This is a genomic window from Mycobacterium sp. NGS35 (genome assembly GCF_059812855.1).
Map to the genome: position 1 here is coordinate 56,796 of NZ_JCALDL010000004.1, position 15,375 is coordinate 72,170.

Consider the following 15,375-nt stretch of genomic DNA (forward strand, 5'->3'; position numbering starts at 1 on the left):
GGTGGAACTAGTCAACGAGTTTCGCGTCGGCGTTCCGGCGGACAAGACGTGGGAGGTGCTCACCGACGTCGAGCGCGTCGCACCCTGCCTGCCCGGCGCCACGCTGTTGTCGGTCAACGGCGACGAGTTCACCGGCGCGGTGAAGGTGAAGGTTGGGCCGATCACCGTGTCGTACCGGGGCAACGCGGCGTTTCTCGAGAAGGACGAGGCGTCTCGCCGGGTGGTGCTCAAGGCAAGCGGCAAGGAGACGCGTGGCAACGGCAGCGCGACAGCCGTCGTCACGGCTCAGCTCAAAGACCAAGGTGACGCCACTGATGTATTGATCACCACCGATTTGACGATTTCCGGGAAGGCTGCGCAGTTCGGCCGCGGCGTGCTGGCCGACGTCGCGGGAAACCTCATCGCGCAGTTCGCCCGCGCGCTGGAAGCCGACATCCTCGGCGGCGCGCCGGCCGGGCAATCCGCCCAAGCGCCGACCACTTCCGCGGCACAGAGTGACGCCGTCGAATCCGTCGACCTGCTGAAGGTGGTCGCGCTGCCCGTCGCCAAGCGGGCCGCGCCCGTGGCGGCGGCGCTGGCGGTCGGTGTCGCGGTCGGATTTCTGCTCGGCCGCAGAAACGGCCGCGCACAGGTACATCCGGTCGCGATCAAGACCGACGATCTGCTGACAGCCCTGTCGCGGTTGGTGTCATGAAAGCCGCCCCGTTCGCCTACCACCGGCCCGAAGCTGTCAAGGAGGCCGTGGATCTGCTGGCCGAATTCGGCGACGACGCAAAGGTTCTGGCCGGCGGGCAGAGTCTGGTGCCGATGCTCGCGATGCGGCTCACCCGTTTCGACAACCTCGTCGACATCTCCCGTATCGAGGAGCTGATCGGTATCGACGCCTGCGACGGCGAGGTGCGCATCGGTGCGGCGACCCCGCACGCGTTCGTCGGCATGGACGACGAGGTAGCCGAGTCGGTGCCGCTGCTGACCCTGGCGACGCCCTACATCGGCCACTTCCAGATCCGCAGTCGCGGGACGTTGGGCGGTGCGATCGCGCACGCGGACCCGGCGGCCGAGTATGCCGCGGTTGCGCTGGCACTTGATGCGCAGATGGAAGCTGTGTCGCCGCGAGGCGCGAGAGAGATCGCTGCCGACGCGTTCTTCACCGGCCTGTGGGAGAACTCACTAGCGGCTGACGAGATCCTCACCGCGGTGCGCTTTCCGGTCTGGACCGGCCGCACTGGTTTCGCCGTTGAGGAGTTCGCCCGCCGGCACGGGGACTTCGCGATCGCCGGCGCCACGATTGGGATCGCGCTGGATGACCACGATCGCGTAACCCGTTGCGGCATCGGACTTTTGGGTTTGGGCTCGACGCCACTGCGGGGGTCGCCGGCCGAGCACGCGGTCATTGGGCGGCCGGTCGGCGACATCACCGCTGAGGAAATCGGCCAGCTGGCCGTCAGCGGACTCGACGACATTCCGGCCGACCTACAGGGCTCGGCCGCTTATCGAGCCAAGGTCGGGGCCACAATGGTGGCCCGCGCCTGGGAATCTGCGGTGCGGGAGGCAACCAATGCATGAGTGGTCGGTGCGAATGTCGGTCAACGGCCAACCCACCGAGGCGACCGTCGAACCGCGGCTGACGCTGGCTGACTTCCTGCGCGAGCGATGCGGACTGACCGGGACCCACCTGGGCTGCGAGCACGGCGCGTGCGGCGCCTGCACGGTGCTGGTCGACGGCCGTGCGGTGCGGTCGTGCCTGATGTTCGCGGTGCAAGCCGAAGGCATGGAGGTGACGACGGTCGAGGATGTCAGCTCGCCTGACGGTGAGCTGACACCGGTGCAGTCGGCGTTGCGGGACTGCCATGGGCTGCAATGTGGTTTCTGCACACCGGGTTTCGTCATGTCGATCACTGCGCTGCTCAACGACAATCCGCAGCCCAGTGAAGAGGAGATCCGGGAAGGCCTGTCCGGGAACTTCTGCCGCTGCACCGGGTATCAGGGCATCATCAACGCCGTGCAGCGAGCCGCCCAGGCATAGCGATTTCGGTGCGTTAACGTGCGCTCAGCGCCGGTTATCGCACCGAAATCTAGAACTCGCCGCAGTTCGGCGTCGTCGGCGCGCCGTTGAACCGGTCGGCGATCCACTGCATCGCGCGTTCACCGTCCACCAGCATCGGCAGTGCATGGTTGACGATGGCCTTGTTCAAAAACGGGGGCTCCTCGTTCGTCCAGAACTGCACGTCGGCGCCCTGGGCGCACCAGTCCCGGCCCAGCTGGTTGGCGCCGGTCCACGGCACCAGCGGGTCATAGCGGTTCGACAGGATGAGCACGGGCGCATTGGGTTTGAAGCGTCCGATGCGCTGCATCTCGAAGAGACTGTTGAACGGCTCCTCGTTGACCAATTCGTTGATGTCGCGGTTGAAGTACGGCTGCAGGTGCCGGAACATGAAGTTGAAAAGCGTTTCGGCAACGCATTGTTCGGCGACCTTGTTGACCATGTCTTCGCCGCGAGGCGTCAGCGTGGCGCGGATCGCGGCTTCGTGCTCCGGATACGTCGCCATCACGGAATTCAGCGCATATCCGACCGCGCCGACCAGCACGCTGCCGTCGGCGTACGGGAACAGCTCTTTGAGGTCTGCCGGCGGCGCACCCGCATAGGTGCCGACCACGTTCAGTTCCGGCGCGTATTGCGAAGCGAGTTCAGCCGCGGACGCCGCCGCGCCGCCGCCCTGCGAGTAGCCCCAGAACGCGACGGGTCCATCGGGCTGCAGCGACGTGCCGGGCAGGCGCTTGGCCGCGCGGGCGCCGTCGAGCATCGCATTGCCCTCGGCGATCCGGCTCACATACGTGTGCACTCCCGGGGTGCCCAGCCCCTCGTAGTCCGTCATGACGATCGCGAAACCGCGCGCGACCATTGTCGAGACGAACAGTTCCTCATAGTTGAAGGCCAGGTCGGCGAATGGCGACCAGTGGATGCCCTGGTTGAACAGCCGCGACGGCGCGCACTGGTCCCCTTGGCCTTGGGTGCCTGGCCCGTACACCAGCAGCGGGCGCGGCCCATTGCCCGGCCAATCGTTGTACGGCTCGAAGTAGGTTCCCGTGACGACGTTCGGGCGGCCGCGAGCGTCGGTGCTGCGGTACATGATTCGCGTTCCGGTCGCCATGATGGCGCCCAGTTGTCCCGACGGTTCCAGCACCAGCCGCGACGGCTCCGAGCGGATCACGTCACCCGGCTGGCTTTCCGGCAGCGGGTCGGGCGGCGTGTAGAACTCGGCGTATGCGTCTTCGTTGAAGTACGGGTCGTGGCTGCGGTCAGCGGCGGCCGGCGGCGCCGTCAGCAGCAGCAGCACAACCGCGACAACGGTTGCCAGGCGACGCACGTGGCTACTTTAGGCAACTTCCCGCGTCGACGGGCAGAGTTACGCCGGTGATGTAGCGCGCCTCGTCGGAGGCCAAAAACAGCACCGCGTTGCTGATGTCTTCGGGCTCCACCCAGCCGATCGGCAGCGTGTGCATCATCTGCGCGACCACTTTCATGTCGTCGGGGCCGGGGTTCTCCAGGTCGGGCCGGAACAGCTTCATCGTGCCCTCGTTCATGAACAGCGGAGTGTTCACGTTCGTCGGATGCACGGAGTTGACCCGAATGTTGTGCTGGCCCAACTCGACTGCAAAAGTTCGCATCAAGCCGACGACGCCGTGCTTGGCCGCTATGTAGTGGCCGGTGTGCGGATAGGCCTTCAGGCCGCCGACCGAACTGGTCAAGATGATCGAACCGCCACGGCCGCCGGCCAGGATGTGCGGGACGCCGGCCTTGACGGTCTTCCAGACACCGCCGAGGTTGACGTCGATCATGTCGGTCCAGTCGGGCTCGCTGGTCTTGTCAAGCGTCGCACCGCCGTTGCCGATGCCGGCGTTGGCGACGATGATGTCCAGCCGGCCCAGCTGCTCCACGCCCGCATCCACGGCGGCCTTGAGCGCGTCGTAGTCCCGGACGTCGACCTCGGCGGTGTAGATCCGGCGGTTCTGCGCCTTCACCAGATCGGCGGTTTCGGCCAGGTCTTCGGGCGTGGACAGCGGGATCTGCACCGTGTCGATCTGCCGGCAGATGTCGACGGCGATGATGTCGGCACCTTCTTGAGCCAACCGCACTGCATGGCTGCGGCCCTGTCCGCGCGCAGCGCCGGTGATGAACGCAACCTTGCCCTCGACTCGGCCAGCCATCGGAAACCTCATTTCACACGCATGTTGAGCAGTCGCTCAGCACTCTGTCACCCGCGCGCGCCCATGTCAATCAGCGATTTCGGGGCGTTACCGTGCGCTCAGCGCCGGATAACGCACCGAAATCACTGAACCTTGGCGGGCGGCCGGTAGAAGATCAGCAGCTGCCCGATGCCACCGGCCAGCCCCAGCCCCAGCGAGATCGCCAGACCAGCCCAGCCGTCCATCCAGTTGTGGCCGAAGATCGCCCAGTCCAGGCTCAACCGGCCGGCTCCGATCGTCGCGACGGCCACCGCGCTGAGCGCCAGCACCAGGTTGTATTCCCAGCCCTCCTTGACGATGAAAAAGCCGTTGGGCCGGTGCACGGTCCACGCCGCGACGAGCATCAGTGCGACGAACCCGGCCGCCGGGATCGGCGTCAGCAAGCCGACCGCGAGCCCAAACCCGGCCGCGGTCTCGGCGACCGCCGCGATGCGCGCATGCAGCGTGCCCGGCTTCATCCCGATGCTCTCGAACCACCGGGCGGTGCCGGGAATCCGGCCGCCGCCGAAGAACTTGTTGAGACCGTGTGCGGCCAGCGTCAGGCCTAACACCAGCCGCAGGATCAGCAAGCCGACATCGAGCGCATAGTCATGAGTCATGACAGAACCTCCTATCAGTCAACGGGTTTCGGGCGACGCCTGGGCCCCCGCGCAGGCAGACGACGTCGCCCTGATGATCGCCTGAACGGTGCGCCGGCACCGACCGCAATCCGCCCCGGCGCCGCATGCCTTTGCGACTTTGTTCGTGGTCGACGCGCCCTGCGCGACGGCCTCCGCGACCGTCTGGCTGGTCACACCGTTGCACAGGCACACGTACATCAGAGATTCTCGTCGATGCGCATCGCGTGCAACAGCTTGCCGACGAACAGCGGCGGGTAGGCGCCCGATCCGGCGCTGTGGATCCACTCCGCTGCGACGTCCGGATTGCTGATCCACCGGCGCGCATCGTCCTCGTCGTCGATCTGCTGAAGGACGAGGACCTCGTGCGCATCGTCGAAAGCCCGGAATACCCAGGTCTTTTGGATGCCGGCGAGGCGCAGTCGATGCAGCCCCTGGTTGAACGTCTCGAGCAGCCTCGACACGTCGTCCACCGAGATCATCGCCGCGACCACGACGCTGGGTGCGGCGGGGGTCGCTGAGTCGGTGAGGTCGATGGCGTCGACGAGCTCACCGGCGAACACCGCGGGGATGTCGGTGACACCCACGGCGTCGAACCATTCGAAAAACACCCGGGAGCGCAGGAGTTCGACGATCGGCTCGTGGTTGCGTACGACGATGGAGACCAGGACGCGCCCGTGGTCGGCGGTCGAGGCGTGGACGAACACGTGGTGCGCGCCGATTTCGGCGAGAGCCGACTTGCGGCTCTCGAGGAGTCGCGGCACGCGCGCCGGGTCGGGGATGCGGTAGTCCGACGCGATCACCAGCGAGCGATTGGCGGCTCCCCCGGAGTCAGTCACTGGCTGGCAGCGGCTTGGCTTCTTTGATGGTCAGCGGGACATCGCCGATGGAAAGCGTTCCGGCGCCGGCCTTGGTCACCAGCACCTCGGCACCGCTTGGGTCGACGTAGCGCTTGCCCATGATGTTGCCGTCGGAGAAGTTGGGGTCGAGCTTGGCGTCACCGTCGGTGTCGGCGCCGAGTTCACGCATCGGTACCCCACCCGCGCGCAGGTCGTCGAGCCCGTCGCCGGTCTTGATCACGATGACTTCGGTGTCGCACACCTGGCTCTTGAGCCGAGTGCCGGTCTTGATCATTGCATTCTCCTCTTCGCGCAAGCGCTCATCGGCCCAATCCCTTCTTCTCCAGCAGCTCTTCGATCAGCTCGCGCCGCAACACTTTTCCGGTGGGCGTGGTCGGCAGCTCAGCACGGAACACCACCCGATCGGGAGTGCGTGATCCGCGAAGACTCTTGCGGACGTGCGCACGCAGTTCGTCGGGATCCGGCTCGGCCCCGTCCACCGGCACCACCACCGCGACGATGATCTGGCCCCACTCGGCATCGTCGACACCCACGACCGCGACGTCGCGAACCAGCGGGTGTTCCACGAGCACGTCCTCGACCTCGGCGGGCGCGATGTTCTCACCGCCGCGGATGATCGTGTCGTCGGATCGGCCGCCGATGAACAGATAGCCGTCACTGTCGAGCACCGCGACATCCCGTGTGGGAAACCAGCCTTGCTCGTCGAGCACCGACCCGATCTCGGCATACTTTCCCGACACCTGATCGCCGCGCACGAACAGCTCGCCCGATTCGCCGGGGCCGAGCACGGTGCCGTCCTCGCCGCGGATCTGTACTTCGATGCCGGGCACGGGCCGGCCCACCGAGGCCAGCCGCCGCCGGACCGCCTCGTCGCTGGCCTGATGCGCCTCGCGGTGGTCCTCCGGCGTCAGAACGGCGATGGTAGAGCTGGTCTCGGTGAGCCCGTAGGCGTTGACGAACCCCACACCGGGAAGCAGGTCCAGCGCCTTGCGCACAAGCGGCAGAGGCACTTTCGAGCCGCCATAGGCCAGCGTGCGCAGCGTCGGCAGCGGCGTCGGCTGCGCCTCGAGCTCGCTGACGATCCGGTCCAGCATGGTGGGTACCACGGTGGCCGTCGTCACCGCCTCGTCGCGCACCAGCCTGATCCATTCTTTCGGATCGAACCTGGTGAGGTACACCATCTTTCGGCCCGCATACAGGTTCGACAACGCCGCTCCCACTCCGGCGATGTGGTACGGCGGCACGCAGATCAACGCGGCATCGCCGGGGTCCGCCGACGCGAACTCGACGGTTCCCATCACGTAGCTCGTCAAGTTGTGGTGGGACAGCTCGACCGCCTTGGGGCGCGACGTGGTGCCGGAGGTGAACAGCACGATCGCAACCGCGTCAGGGTCGGCGAACTCGGCAGCCGGTTCGCCGGCGCGCGCCATCGCGACGAAATCCCCGGAGCTGACGGACTTTACGCCTGCGCCGGCCACCATTGCGCGGTAGTCGTCGTCGAACACCACCAGCGGCTCTGGCAACCGGGCGATCAGCTCGTGCAAGCCCTCGGCGCTGAGCCGGTAGTTCAACGGCGTGAACGGGCGAGCGGCCCGGGCCGAGCCAAAGATCAGCAGCGGCAGCATCGTGCCCCCGGTGCCCACGTACGCCACGCTGGCGACGCCCGACTCGGCGATCACGCCGGCGGCACCGTCGGCAAGATCGCTCAACTCGCCGACCGTAAGCCGAGTGCCATTGGCCACCAAGGCTTCTCGGTCCGCGTCAGCCGATGCGGCCATCTCCAGCAGCAGCGAAATGCTCATGACACCGTCACACCGGCTTCAGTGACGAAATCAGCCATCTACCGTCAACTTTCGTCAGGGTGACCACCACGCTGCGCGACGCCATCGACGGCGCCGGGCTATCGAGAGTCGTGGTGGTCTGGTTGAGGAAGACCAGCACGTCGGCGGTGTCCGGACGCAGTTCACCCGACACTGCGGCCGCGGCCACGGTGGCGTTGGTCTTCATGACCTTCTGCTTTGCGATCGCCGCGACTGCGCTGGCGGCGTCGTGTTCGTACTGCCCCAAAAACTCGCCGGTCAGATGCGACTTCGCATTGGCGATGTCGCGGTCGACCGACGTCGACCCATAGGAGTAGACCGCGACGGTGCCCTCCGACGCTGCGACCACCGCCGCACGCGCATCTTCAGGTCTTGTCTGTCTGTCGGGCCAGTAGACGAAGTAGGCGAGCGCCGCGAGAATTATCAGCGCAGCGGCGAACCCGCCGATCCACAACGTGCGGCCGACGTTGTTTGGCCGGGCGAGGCTACGAAAGCGCTGCAGCCGGCCCGCGCGGATCTCATCGGCGGAGGGCGCCGGCTCGTGCGCCGTGGTCACGTCGATCTCGACGATCCCCCTGTCTGTTTCGTTGTCTGTCACGGCACGAACTCCACCCGCGACATCTTGAGTTGGTCGCCGTCGGGGCTGACCGTGACGCGGAAGCGGTAGAGGCGAGGTTGCTTGTTGCCCGCGGCGTTGGTGATCTCCTCGGTGGCGGCCACCAATACGACACCCTCGTTCTCCGACATCGATTCGACGCCCGTCTTCGTCACCGTGCCGCGAGCGACCACTTTCGACGCTTCGACGACCTTCACGAAATCGTTGGCCCGGACTTCGTAGTCGTCGCGGAAGCTGCCGGTCGAGTGGTCGATGATGCGCTGCACGTCCTCCTTGGCGTGGCGGTAGTCCAACGACGTCATCGCGGTGATTCCGTCGCTGGCCGCAGCGGCGAAGGTCGCTGCACGCTGGTTGCGAGCCGTGGCCTCGTGGTGTTGCCACAGGATGTACCCGCTGCCGGCCAGGCAGGCGCAAATCACCAGCGCGGCAAGGCTTTTCGCGGCAAAGGGCCATCCCGGGCGGCTCAGCCGCAGCCGCAGCGAACGGCGCCGAGGCTTTTCGGCGGGCAGGTCGAGGTCGAGCAGATCGGAGTTGCCACTGCTCGACCGCAGTTCGGAAACCCGCGCCCGCGCCGCAGCGGCAGCGGCCTCCGCCTCTGCCGCCTCGGCTTCGGCCTGCTCGAGCAGCGCTCGGATGTCGGCTGCCGCGGCGTCTTCGGTGGTGGCGTCCGCGGCGTCACGGCTGACGCGCGTGGTCACGTCGTCACCGCCTCGGCCATGCGCTTCGTCGCCCATGAATCAGTCATACCGAACTCCGGTCTCAGTGGTCGGCCGCAAGGCCTTTGACCGGACAATTCTGCGCCGAGGGGCAGCCAGAACAGTGGCCCATCGGCCTCGGCCCTCCTCCGTGTCGGCGCTCGATTGGAGAACCACGTTATCACTTGCTGCTCATCACCTACCAGGCCAAGCGACTTCAGAGACACATAATCGAGGGCCTGGCTGCGGAAACATCATTTCCCGATTCCGCAAACATCACTTTCACCGCCTACCGCAGGCGGTCTTTCTGGACCTTGCCGGTGGCATTGAGAGGCAGCTCCTCGAGGAATTCGACATAGCGCGGCACTTTGAAGCCGGCCATGCGCTCCCGGGCCCAGTCGATCAGCTCCTGGGCCGTGACAGGTGCCTTCGGCACCACGAACGCCTTGCCGACCTGCCCGAGTCGCTCGTCCGGCACCCCGATGACCGCCGCCTGCGCCACCGCGGGGTGCTGCAACAAGAACCCCTCGATCTCGGCGGGGTAAGCATTGAAGCCCCCGACGATGAACATGTCCTTCTTGCGCCCGACGATGCGCAAGCGCCCGGAATCGTCGAGGCTGCCCAGGTCGCCGGTGTGCAGCCACCCCTCGGGGTCGACGGCCTCGGCCGTCGCCACCGGGTCGTCGAAGTAGCCCTGCATGACGTTGTAGCCACGCACCAGCACTTCCCCGTCGTCGGCGATCCGGACCTCGACGCCGTCGCACGGCAGCCCGGCGGTGGTGGCCCGGTCTTCGAACGAATCACCGGGCCGCGACAGCGTGACGTTGCCGGCCTCGGTGAGCCCGTAGCCGGTCATCAGCGTCTGGAACGGAAGCTCTTCGAGCACACGGCGAATCAGTTCGACGGGGATGTCCGCAGCTCCCGTCACGCCCGCCCGCAACGACGACAGTTTGCTCTTGTCGCGCACCGTCAGCAGTGAGTGATACAACGTCGGCGGTCCTGGCAGCATCGAAACCCGTTCGCGCGCAATGAGATCCACTATCCGGTCGATGTCGAACACCGCGACCGGCAACATTGTCGCACCCTGCAAGAAGGACGCGATCAGACCGGCCTTCAGCCCGAACGTGTGGAAATACGGGTTGATCATCAGATACCGGTCACCCTCGCGCAGATCGGCGAGCGTCGCCCATTCCTCGTAGGCCCGCAAGGTCTGCCGGTGATTCATCATCACCCCCTTGGGCCGGCCCGTCGTGCCGGACGTGAAGATGATGTCGGCGATCTCGGTGCCGTCGAGCTCGCTCACTCGCTGGTCGAACGGCTGCCCGCTGGCCAGGAAGTCGGACTTGATATCGATCGCCGGTACGCCGGGCGGGACGTCGAATTCCTGGCCGAGGAAACCCTTTTGCACCAACACCAACTTCGCGCCGCTGCGCGTGATCACGTCGGCGGCTTCCGACGCCTTGAACCGGGTGTTGACCGGCACCAGCACTCCCCCGGCTGTCAGCAGACCGAACGCGGCGACGATCCATTCCGCGCAGTTGGGCGCCCAGATGGCCACCCGGTCGCCCTTGTCCACCCCGGCAGTTGCGAAACTGCCTGCAGCGCAACGGATCCGGTCGACCAGCTGTGTGAAGGAAAGGCGCAGCGGACCGTCGACGACGGCTTCCGCGTCGCCGAAGCGGTCCGCTGCGCTCAGGACCATCTCGGGGATGGTCCGCCAGCTAGGGCAGGTCACACCGTGACGAGGCGACCCAGATTACCGCCCATGATCTTGGCCTGATCCTCGACCGAAAGATGCTCGAGCGCGGTCACGAAGTGCGTCGGCTCCGCCAGCCCCTCGGGGTGCGGCCAGTCCGAGCCGTAGAGCACGCGGTCGACGCCCACCAGGTTGATCAGGTCGTCGATGCCCTCCTCGTAGAACGGGCTGACGTGGATGCGGTTCTTGATCTCCTCGATCGGGTTGCCGGGGAAGCTCTCCGGGGTCTTCTTGTAGACCTCGGCCATTTGGTCGAGCAGCGGGAACATCCACTTCGACCCCGCCTCGACGATGGCCACCTTCAGATCCGGGAACCGGAACAGCGCGCCGTGGATCACCCACGACGCCACCGCGTCCTGGATCGGGCGCCACTCGTTGAGGATCGCCATCGCGTTGGTCTGGAACGGCAGCATCTCCTGGGCGGTGCCGTCCCACTCGGAGATGTAGCGCGAGTAGCCACTGTCCGAGGAGTGCATGCCGACCAGCACGTCGTACTCGACGACCTTCTGCCAGAACGGGTCGAACTCAGGCAGCGCGAACGACCGCGGGCCGCGGAACCCGGGCACCGGCGCCGGCCGGATGAGGATCGCCCGCGCACCGCGCTTGACCACCCACTCCAACTCCTCGATCGCCTTCTCGACGATCGGCAGTGTGATGACCGGTGTGGTGAAGATGCGGTTCTTGTAGTTGAAACCCCACACCTCGTCGAGCCACTGGTTCAGCGCATGGATGAGCACGTGGATCGCGACGGGGTCGTCGCGCAGCCGCTCCTCGATCAGGCTGGCCAGCGTCGGGAACATCAGCGTGCGGTCGACGCCGAGCTCGTCCATCTTCTCGAGGCGAGGACCCGGCTCGAAGAACGCCGGGATCGCCCTCATCGGCTCGCCGAACAGCTCGCGACGCGTCTTGCCCTCCGGATTGCCGAACTTGAAGTACTCCTCCCACGCCCCGGGCCGGGCGACCACCTCGAAGGTGGGATTGGGGATGTAGTTGCTGATCTGGCCGCGGATCGCGATCTTGGTGCGGCCGTTGACCTGGACGTACTGGACGACGTCCTTGTACTCCTTCGGCAGGTACTTGGTCAGCGCCTCCGGCGGCTCGTACAGGTGGTTGTCCGCATCGAACAGGGGAAACGGAATGTCGACCCGATGCGACAGTTGGCCCATGAAACTCTCCTTTTCTTCTCGAGAGAATCCTATTCTCACGCGAGTGGCGTGGCAACACGCTCGGGGGCTGCCCGGCTCACGCGCTCACGCGCTTGCGCCTCACGTGCTCACGCACTTGCGCCTCACGTGCTCGCGAATGGCCGCCTTCTGGATCTTGCCGCTCGCGGTGCGCGGGTAGTCGTCGACCTCGTGCAGCTCCTCCGGCCACTTCTGCATCGCCACGCCGCTTGCCGCGAAGTGCCGGCGCACCTCGTCGAGCGTGGGCATGGTGTGCCCCGGCCGGACCCGAAGCACCGCCGCGGCGTGCTCCCCGAGCCGCGCGTCCGGGGCGGCCACCACGACGGCCTCGGCGACTGCCGGCATGGCCAGCAGCACCTCCTCGACCTCCAGCGCGCTGATGTTCTCTCCGCCGCGGATGATCACGTCGGACTTGCGGTCGGTGATGGTGAGGTAACCGTCAGCGTCGAGCACACCGACGTCGCCGGTCCGGTACCAGCCTTCGTCGTCGAACGCGGCCCGCGTCATCGCCTCGTCGATGTAGCCCAGGCACAAATCGGGCCCGCGGCTGAAGATCTCACCGTCGTCGCCGAGCCGGATCTCGACCCCGGGCCGCGGGCAGCCGTCGGTCAGCAGCCGCTTGTCCTCCGGGCCGTCGTGCGGCGTTCCGGTGACCGATGGGTGTTCGGTGCTGCCGTAGGACCGGAAGACGTGAATGCCGAGATCGGTCAGCCGCCGCGTGACCGCCGCGGGCACGGTCGAGCCGCCGAGGCCGGCCGACTTCATGTGCTGCAGGTGCTCGTCGGTGAAGTCCGGGTGGTCGAGCAGGCTGGTGAAGAAGTACGGCGGGCCGCCTCCGACCGCCAGGCCCTCCCGCTTCATCAGCGCCAGCACCTCGGCAGGGTCCCAGTGGTCGACGAGGTCGATCGGCGCGCCGTCGATCACCGGTATCAGGAACGCGCCGAGCATCCCGATGAAATGCCCGACCGGCGCCGCGGTGAGCTGCCTGCCGCGATCGGGCGGATAGTTCGCGTGCAGCTGCCGGGTCTCGCACACGATCGTCTGATGGCTGTGGACGACGCCCTTCGGGTCGCTGGTGGTGCCGGACGTGAACGCGAGCAAGGCCGGCTCGGCGGGGTCGGCCGGCAGCGTGCCGGCCATCGGCTCGTCGGCGAGCAACCCGTCGAAGCGGTGGTGATGCTCTTCGCGCGGGCGTCCCCCGAAAGCGGGAGGTGACCCCACATCGGCGCCGACCAAGCCGACGATCGGAACGTCGGCACACAGGTCGCGCTGATACTCCATGCGGCCGAACCGTTCGGCGGTGATCAACACCCGCGGCTGTGCGGCACGCAGGATGTGTGCGAGCTCCTTGCGGCCGTAGAAGTGCACGATCGGCACTACCACCGCCCCGAGCAGAGCCGACGCCCAGAACGTTGCCGCCGCCTCCATCCAGTTCGGCAGCTGGAACGCGACCACGTCACCGGGTCCCACCCCGCGCGCGTGCAGTCCCGCGGCGAGTCGGCGCGCGATCCGCTCGACGTCGCGATACGTGCCCGCCCACGGCCGTACCGTGGAGTGCACCTGGAAACCGGTGTCGGGAAAGGCGGCAAGACCGCGGGCCAGCACGTCGCCGAGCGTCTCGCGGGTCCACCACCCCTCGTCCTCGTAACGCTTGGCCAATTCGGCGGGAATGGGCCGCGTGACGACGCTTCGACCGGCGATGATCATGACGTTGGAGATGCTATTCTCCCGCAGGGAGAATGCCAATATCGCATCGGAGAACGGTCACATGGTGGACGTGGAGGTCGACGACGGACTGGCCGTACTCACCATCGACCGCCCCCACGCGCGCAACGCGATCTCGTTGGACACGATGGGCGAACTCGAGAAGGCGCTCGACGATCTCGACGCCTCGGCGGACGTCCGGACGCTCGTCGTCCGGGGCGCCGGCGACAAGGCATTCGTCTCCGGCGGAGATCTGAAGGAACTCGCCGCGCTGCGAACCGTCGAGGACGCGTCCGCTATGGCATGGCGGATGCGGACCATCTGCGATCGGCTGGCGCAGTTCCGCGCGCCCGTGGTCGCCGCACTCAACGGTCACGCGTTCGGCGGCGGCGCCGAAGTTGCAGTTGCCGCCGACATCCGGATCGCCGCCGAGGATGTCAAGATCGCGTTCAACCAGGTGTCGCTAGAGATCATGCCCGCCTGGGGCGGCGCCGAGCGGTTGGCAGCGCTGGTCGGGCCCGGACGGGCGCTGCTGCTGGCCGGGTCGGGCACCGCACTGAACGCCGCCGAGGCGCAGCGCATCGGTCTCGTCGACCAAGTGGTGCCGCGGGCGTCGTTCGACGACGACTGGCGGACGCTGGCTCGGTCGCTGGCAAACCGCCCAGCGGCCGAGATCAAGCGCGTAATCAGCGGTGTTTCGCCCGACGAAGCGGTAGCCTCTTTTGCGCGGCTGTGGGTTGGGGACGAACACTGGGAGGCCGCTGAACGAGTGATGAGGCGCGCCAGATGACTCGGACCATCGCGGGTGCGGTGTCGGCGATAGTGCTCGCGGCCACCGCGATGTGCGCAGCGGGCCCGGCAGATGCCGACGACGACGTGGTCGTCGCTCCCCTTCATCACGTGAAGTACACGCTCACGGCGCAGAACCCGATCTATGCGGAGATCTACTACCTCGACCACGAGCCTGGGGTCTTCGCCGACTGGAGCCACAACCCGTACGAGTTCATGCCGAACGTCGAAGCCGACATCGGGCCCGGGCACCCGTGGTCGTTCGAGCTGGATCTGCAGAAGCCGGAGTGGTGGGCGATGGTGATCGCCAACACCGGTTCAGAGCCCGGCACGCCGAACTTCCATTGCGAAATCGCGGTCGACGGCGTCGTCAAGGTCCGCAATGACGGCGCGAAGGGCGTGCTCTGCTCGATGCGCACCTGGTAGCTCAGCGGTGCCGCGCGTCCGACGGCTCGCCCTCCAGCCGGCGAAGGTAACGCTCCACCACTTCCACCGTTTCCGCGTGGCCCAGTGACACGCCGAGACCCTTTTCCATCGCCAGCACCGTCGACAGGCTGGTGAACAGGACCGACCACACGATCGGCGGCATGGTTTCCGGGTCGGCGTCGTAGCGCGCCAGCGCGGTCGCCAACGTCCGCCACTGCTCCTCCCGGAATCGTTCGGCGTAGTGCGCGATCTCGGCCCGCATCGTCTTGCGGTGGTTCGCCAGCGCCGCGAACTCCATCATGAACCGGCTGGTGGCGGCGTCGGTGCTCAGCCGCCACAGCGCCCACAGCGGCTGCGACGAATCCAATGCCTCAGCCTGCGCCTTGAGGCCTTGCTCGGCGCGGCGCCGGAACACCTCCAAAAACAGGTCTTCCATCGTGCGGAAGTAGTAGTGCACGAGTTGCGGCTTGAGCCCGGCGCGTTCGGCCAGGCGCCGGGAAGTGACTGCGGCGTAACCCTCTTCGAGTATCAGCCGCTCGGCGGTGTCCAGCAGCACGCCGCGGTTCTTGGCGTCCGCAGCGCCGATTCTGCGACTCGATGTCATCGCACCTCGCTCTTGCCTTGACCCCGCCCCGGCACCATGCTAAGCAGATGCACAGC

General features: G+C 66.8%; 17 protein-coding genes and 1 pseudogene. 5 read left to right on the top strand and 13 right to left on the bottom strand.

What is annotated here, in order from left to right:
• Position 1: 1 nt before the first annotated feature.
• The 3 genes from AC5Y4C_RS09340 to AC5Y4C_RS09350 are packed head-to-tail and all read left to right on the top strand — an operon-like array spanning position 2 to position 2,026.
• Positions 2 to 694, top strand: coding sequence for an SRPBCC family protein (locus tag AC5Y4C_RS09340; RefSeq protein WP_499962443.1), 693 nt, complete (start codon positions 2 to 4; stop codon positions 692 to 694).
• Complete coding sequence (locus AC5Y4C_RS09345; RefSeq protein WP_499962445.1) at positions 691 to 1,566, top strand: FAD binding domain-containing protein; 876 nt, start codon at positions 691 to 693, stop codon at positions 1,564 to 1,566. The genes AC5Y4C_RS09340 and AC5Y4C_RS09345 overlap by 4 nt, the downstream gene beginning before the upstream one ends.
• The gene (locus AC5Y4C_RS09350; protein WP_499962447.1) at positions 1,559 to 2,026 is read left to right on the top strand and encodes a (2Fe-2S)-binding protein; all 468 of its coding nucleotides are present in this window, start codon (positions 1,559 to 1,561) and stop codon (positions 2,024 to 2,026) included. Before AC5Y4C_RS09345 ends, AC5Y4C_RS09350 begins: the two co-directional genes overlap by 8 nt.
• 49 nt (positions 2,027 to 2,075) lie before the next feature.
• On the opposite strand, the gene AC5Y4C_RS09355 is transcribed toward AC5Y4C_RS09350, so the two are convergent.
• The 12 genes from AC5Y4C_RS09355 to AC5Y4C_RS09410 all read right to left on the bottom strand — a co-directional run bounded on the left by AC5Y4C_RS09355 (position 2,076) and on the right by AC5Y4C_RS09410 (position 13,503).
• Entirely contained in the window at positions 2,076 to 3,368 is a 1,293-nt protein-coding gene (locus tag AC5Y4C_RS09355) for a lipase family protein (protein WP_499962449.1), read from the bottom strand.
• Positions 3,369 to 3,372: 4 nt separating this feature from the next.
• A complete protein-coding gene (locus tag AC5Y4C_RS09360) occupies positions 3,373 to 4,209 on the bottom strand; it encodes a mycofactocin-coupled SDR family oxidoreductase (RefSeq protein ID WP_499908898.1) in 837 nt (278 codons plus the stop codon).
• A gap of 122 nt (positions 4,210 to 4,331) precedes the next feature.
• Positions 4,332 to 4,847, bottom strand: coding sequence for a DoxX family protein (locus tag AC5Y4C_RS09365; protein ID WP_499908900.1), 516 nt, complete (start codon positions 4,845 to 4,847; stop codon positions 4,332 to 4,334).
• An 18-nt stretch (positions 4,848 to 4,865) separates the two neighbouring features.
• Positions 4,866 to 5,066 carry a (2Fe-2S)-binding protein gene (locus tag AC5Y4C_RS09370; protein WP_499908902.1) on the bottom strand — a complete coding sequence of 67 codons (201 nt, stop codon included), beginning with the start codon at positions 5,064 to 5,066 and terminating at the stop codon, positions 4,866 to 4,868.
• A complete protein-coding gene (locus AC5Y4C_RS09375; protein ID WP_499908904.1) occupies positions 5,066 to 5,704 on the bottom strand; it encodes a fatty-acid--CoA ligase in 639 nt (212 codons plus the stop codon). Before AC5Y4C_RS09375 ends, AC5Y4C_RS09370 begins: the two co-directional genes overlap by 1 nt.
• Positions 5,697 to 5,999 carry a hypothetical protein gene (locus AC5Y4C_RS09380; RefSeq protein WP_499908906.1) on the bottom strand — a complete coding sequence of 101 codons (303 nt, stop codon included), beginning with the start codon at positions 5,997 to 5,999 and terminating at the stop codon, positions 5,697 to 5,699. Before AC5Y4C_RS09380 ends, AC5Y4C_RS09375 begins: the two co-directional genes overlap by 8 nt.
• 25 nt (positions 6,000 to 6,024) lie before the next feature.
• Positions 6,025 to 7,527 carry a class I adenylate-forming enzyme family protein gene (locus AC5Y4C_RS09385; RefSeq protein WP_499962452.1) on the bottom strand — a complete coding sequence of 501 codons (1,503 nt, stop codon included), beginning with the start codon at positions 7,525 to 7,527 and terminating at the stop codon, positions 6,025 to 6,027.
• Positions 7,528 to 7,534: 7 nt separating this feature from the next.
• The gene (locus AC5Y4C_RS09390) at positions 7,535 to 8,143 is read right to left on the bottom strand and encodes an Rv1363c family protein (protein ID WP_499962454.1); all 609 of its coding nucleotides are present in this window, start codon (positions 8,141 to 8,143) and stop codon (positions 7,535 to 7,537) included.
• The gene (locus AC5Y4C_RS09395) at positions 8,140 to 8,895 is read right to left on the bottom strand and encodes an Rv1363c family protein (protein ID WP_499948681.1); all 756 of its coding nucleotides are present in this window, start codon (positions 8,893 to 8,895) and stop codon (positions 8,140 to 8,142) included. The genes AC5Y4C_RS09390 and AC5Y4C_RS09395 overlap by 4 nt, the downstream gene beginning before the upstream one ends.
• A gap of 250 nt (positions 8,896 to 9,145) precedes the next feature.
• The gene (locus tag AC5Y4C_RS09400; protein WP_499962458.1) at positions 9,146 to 10,591 is read right to left on the bottom strand and encodes a FadD3 family acyl-CoA ligase; all 1,446 of its coding nucleotides are present in this window, start codon (positions 10,589 to 10,591) and stop codon (positions 9,146 to 9,148) included.
• Entirely contained in the window at positions 10,588 to 11,778 is a 1,191-nt protein-coding gene (locus tag AC5Y4C_RS09405; RefSeq protein WP_499948684.1) for an amidohydrolase family protein, read from the bottom strand. Before AC5Y4C_RS09405 ends, AC5Y4C_RS09400 begins: the two co-directional genes overlap by 4 nt.
• Before the next feature lie 99 nt (positions 11,779 to 11,877).
• Positions 11,878 to 13,503 (bottom strand): AMP-binding protein, encoded by a 1,626-nt coding sequence (locus AC5Y4C_RS09410; protein ID WP_499962460.1) that lies wholly within the window; start codon positions 13,501 to 13,503, stop codon positions 11,878 to 11,880.
• Positions 13,504 to 13,564: 61 nt separating this feature from the next.
• Between AC5Y4C_RS09410 and AC5Y4C_RS09415 the strand changes: the two genes are divergently transcribed.
• Together AC5Y4C_RS09415 and AC5Y4C_RS09420 are read left to right on the top strand one after the other, a co-directional pair.
• The gene (locus AC5Y4C_RS09415; RefSeq protein ID WP_499908920.1) at positions 13,565 to 14,290 is read left to right on the top strand and encodes an enoyl-CoA hydratase/isomerase family protein; all 726 of its coding nucleotides are present in this window, start codon (positions 13,565 to 13,567) and stop codon (positions 14,288 to 14,290) included.
• Complete coding sequence (locus AC5Y4C_RS09420) at positions 14,287 to 14,715, top strand: Rv2576c family protein (RefSeq protein ID WP_499962462.1); 429 nt, start codon at positions 14,287 to 14,289, stop codon at positions 14,713 to 14,715. The genes AC5Y4C_RS09415 and AC5Y4C_RS09420 overlap by 4 nt, the downstream gene beginning before the upstream one ends.
• Here AC5Y4C_RS09420 and AC5Y4C_RS09425 read toward each other — a convergent pair.
• Positions 14,634 to 15,319, bottom strand: a pseudogene (locus tag AC5Y4C_RS09425) (TetR/AcrR family transcriptional regulator); the annotation flags it as partial. The gene AC5Y4C_RS09420 and the pseudogene AC5Y4C_RS09425 sit on opposite strands and share 82 nt — an antisense overlap.
• Between the last annotated feature and the right edge of the window lie 56 nt (positions 15,320 to 15,375).

Coding starts and splice junctions, on each gene's coding strand:
- AC5Y4C_RS09345 (WP_499962445.1), top strand. CDS start 691: ATGAAAGCCGCCCCGTTCGCCTACCACCGGCCCGAAGCTGTCAAGGAG.
- AC5Y4C_RS09350 (WP_499962447.1), top strand. CDS start 1,559: ATGCATGAGTGGTCGGTGCGAATGTCGGTCAACGGCCAACCCACCGAG.
- AC5Y4C_RS09360 (WP_499908898.1), bottom strand. CDS start 4,209: ATGGCTGGCCGAGTCGAGGGCAAGGTTGCGTTCATCACCGGCGCTGCG.
- AC5Y4C_RS09365 (WP_499908900.1), bottom strand. CDS start 4,847: ATGACTCATGACTATGCGCTCGATGTCGGCTTGCTGATCCTGCGGCTG.
- AC5Y4C_RS09370 (WP_499908902.1), bottom strand. CDS start 5,066: ATGTACGTGTGCCTGTGCAACGGTGTGACCAGCCAGACGGTCGCGGAG.
- AC5Y4C_RS09380 (WP_499908906.1), bottom strand. CDS start 5,999: ATGATCAAGACCGGCACTCGGCTCAAGAGCCAGGTGTGCGACACCGAA.
- AC5Y4C_RS09385 (WP_499962452.1), bottom strand. CDS start 7,527: ATGAGCATTTCGCTGCTGCTGGAGATGGCCGCATCGGCTGACGCGGAC.
- AC5Y4C_RS09395 (WP_499948681.1), bottom strand. CDS start 8,895: ATGGGCGACGAAGCGCATGGCCGAGGCGGTGACGACGTGACCACGCGC.
- AC5Y4C_RS09405 (WP_499948684.1), bottom strand. CDS start 11,778: ATGGGCCAACTGTCGCATCGGGTCGACATTCCGTTTCCCCTGTTCGAT.
- AC5Y4C_RS09410 (WP_499962460.1), bottom strand. CDS start 13,503: ATGATCATCGCCGGTCGAAGCGTCGTCACGCGGCCCATTCCCGCCGAA.
- AC5Y4C_RS09415 (WP_499908920.1), top strand. CDS start 13,565: ATGGTGGACGTGGAGGTCGACGACGGACTGGCCGTACTCACCATCGAC.
- AC5Y4C_RS09420 (WP_499962462.1), top strand. CDS start 14,287: ATGACTCGGACCATCGCGGGTGCGGTGTCGGCGATAGTGCTCGCGGCC.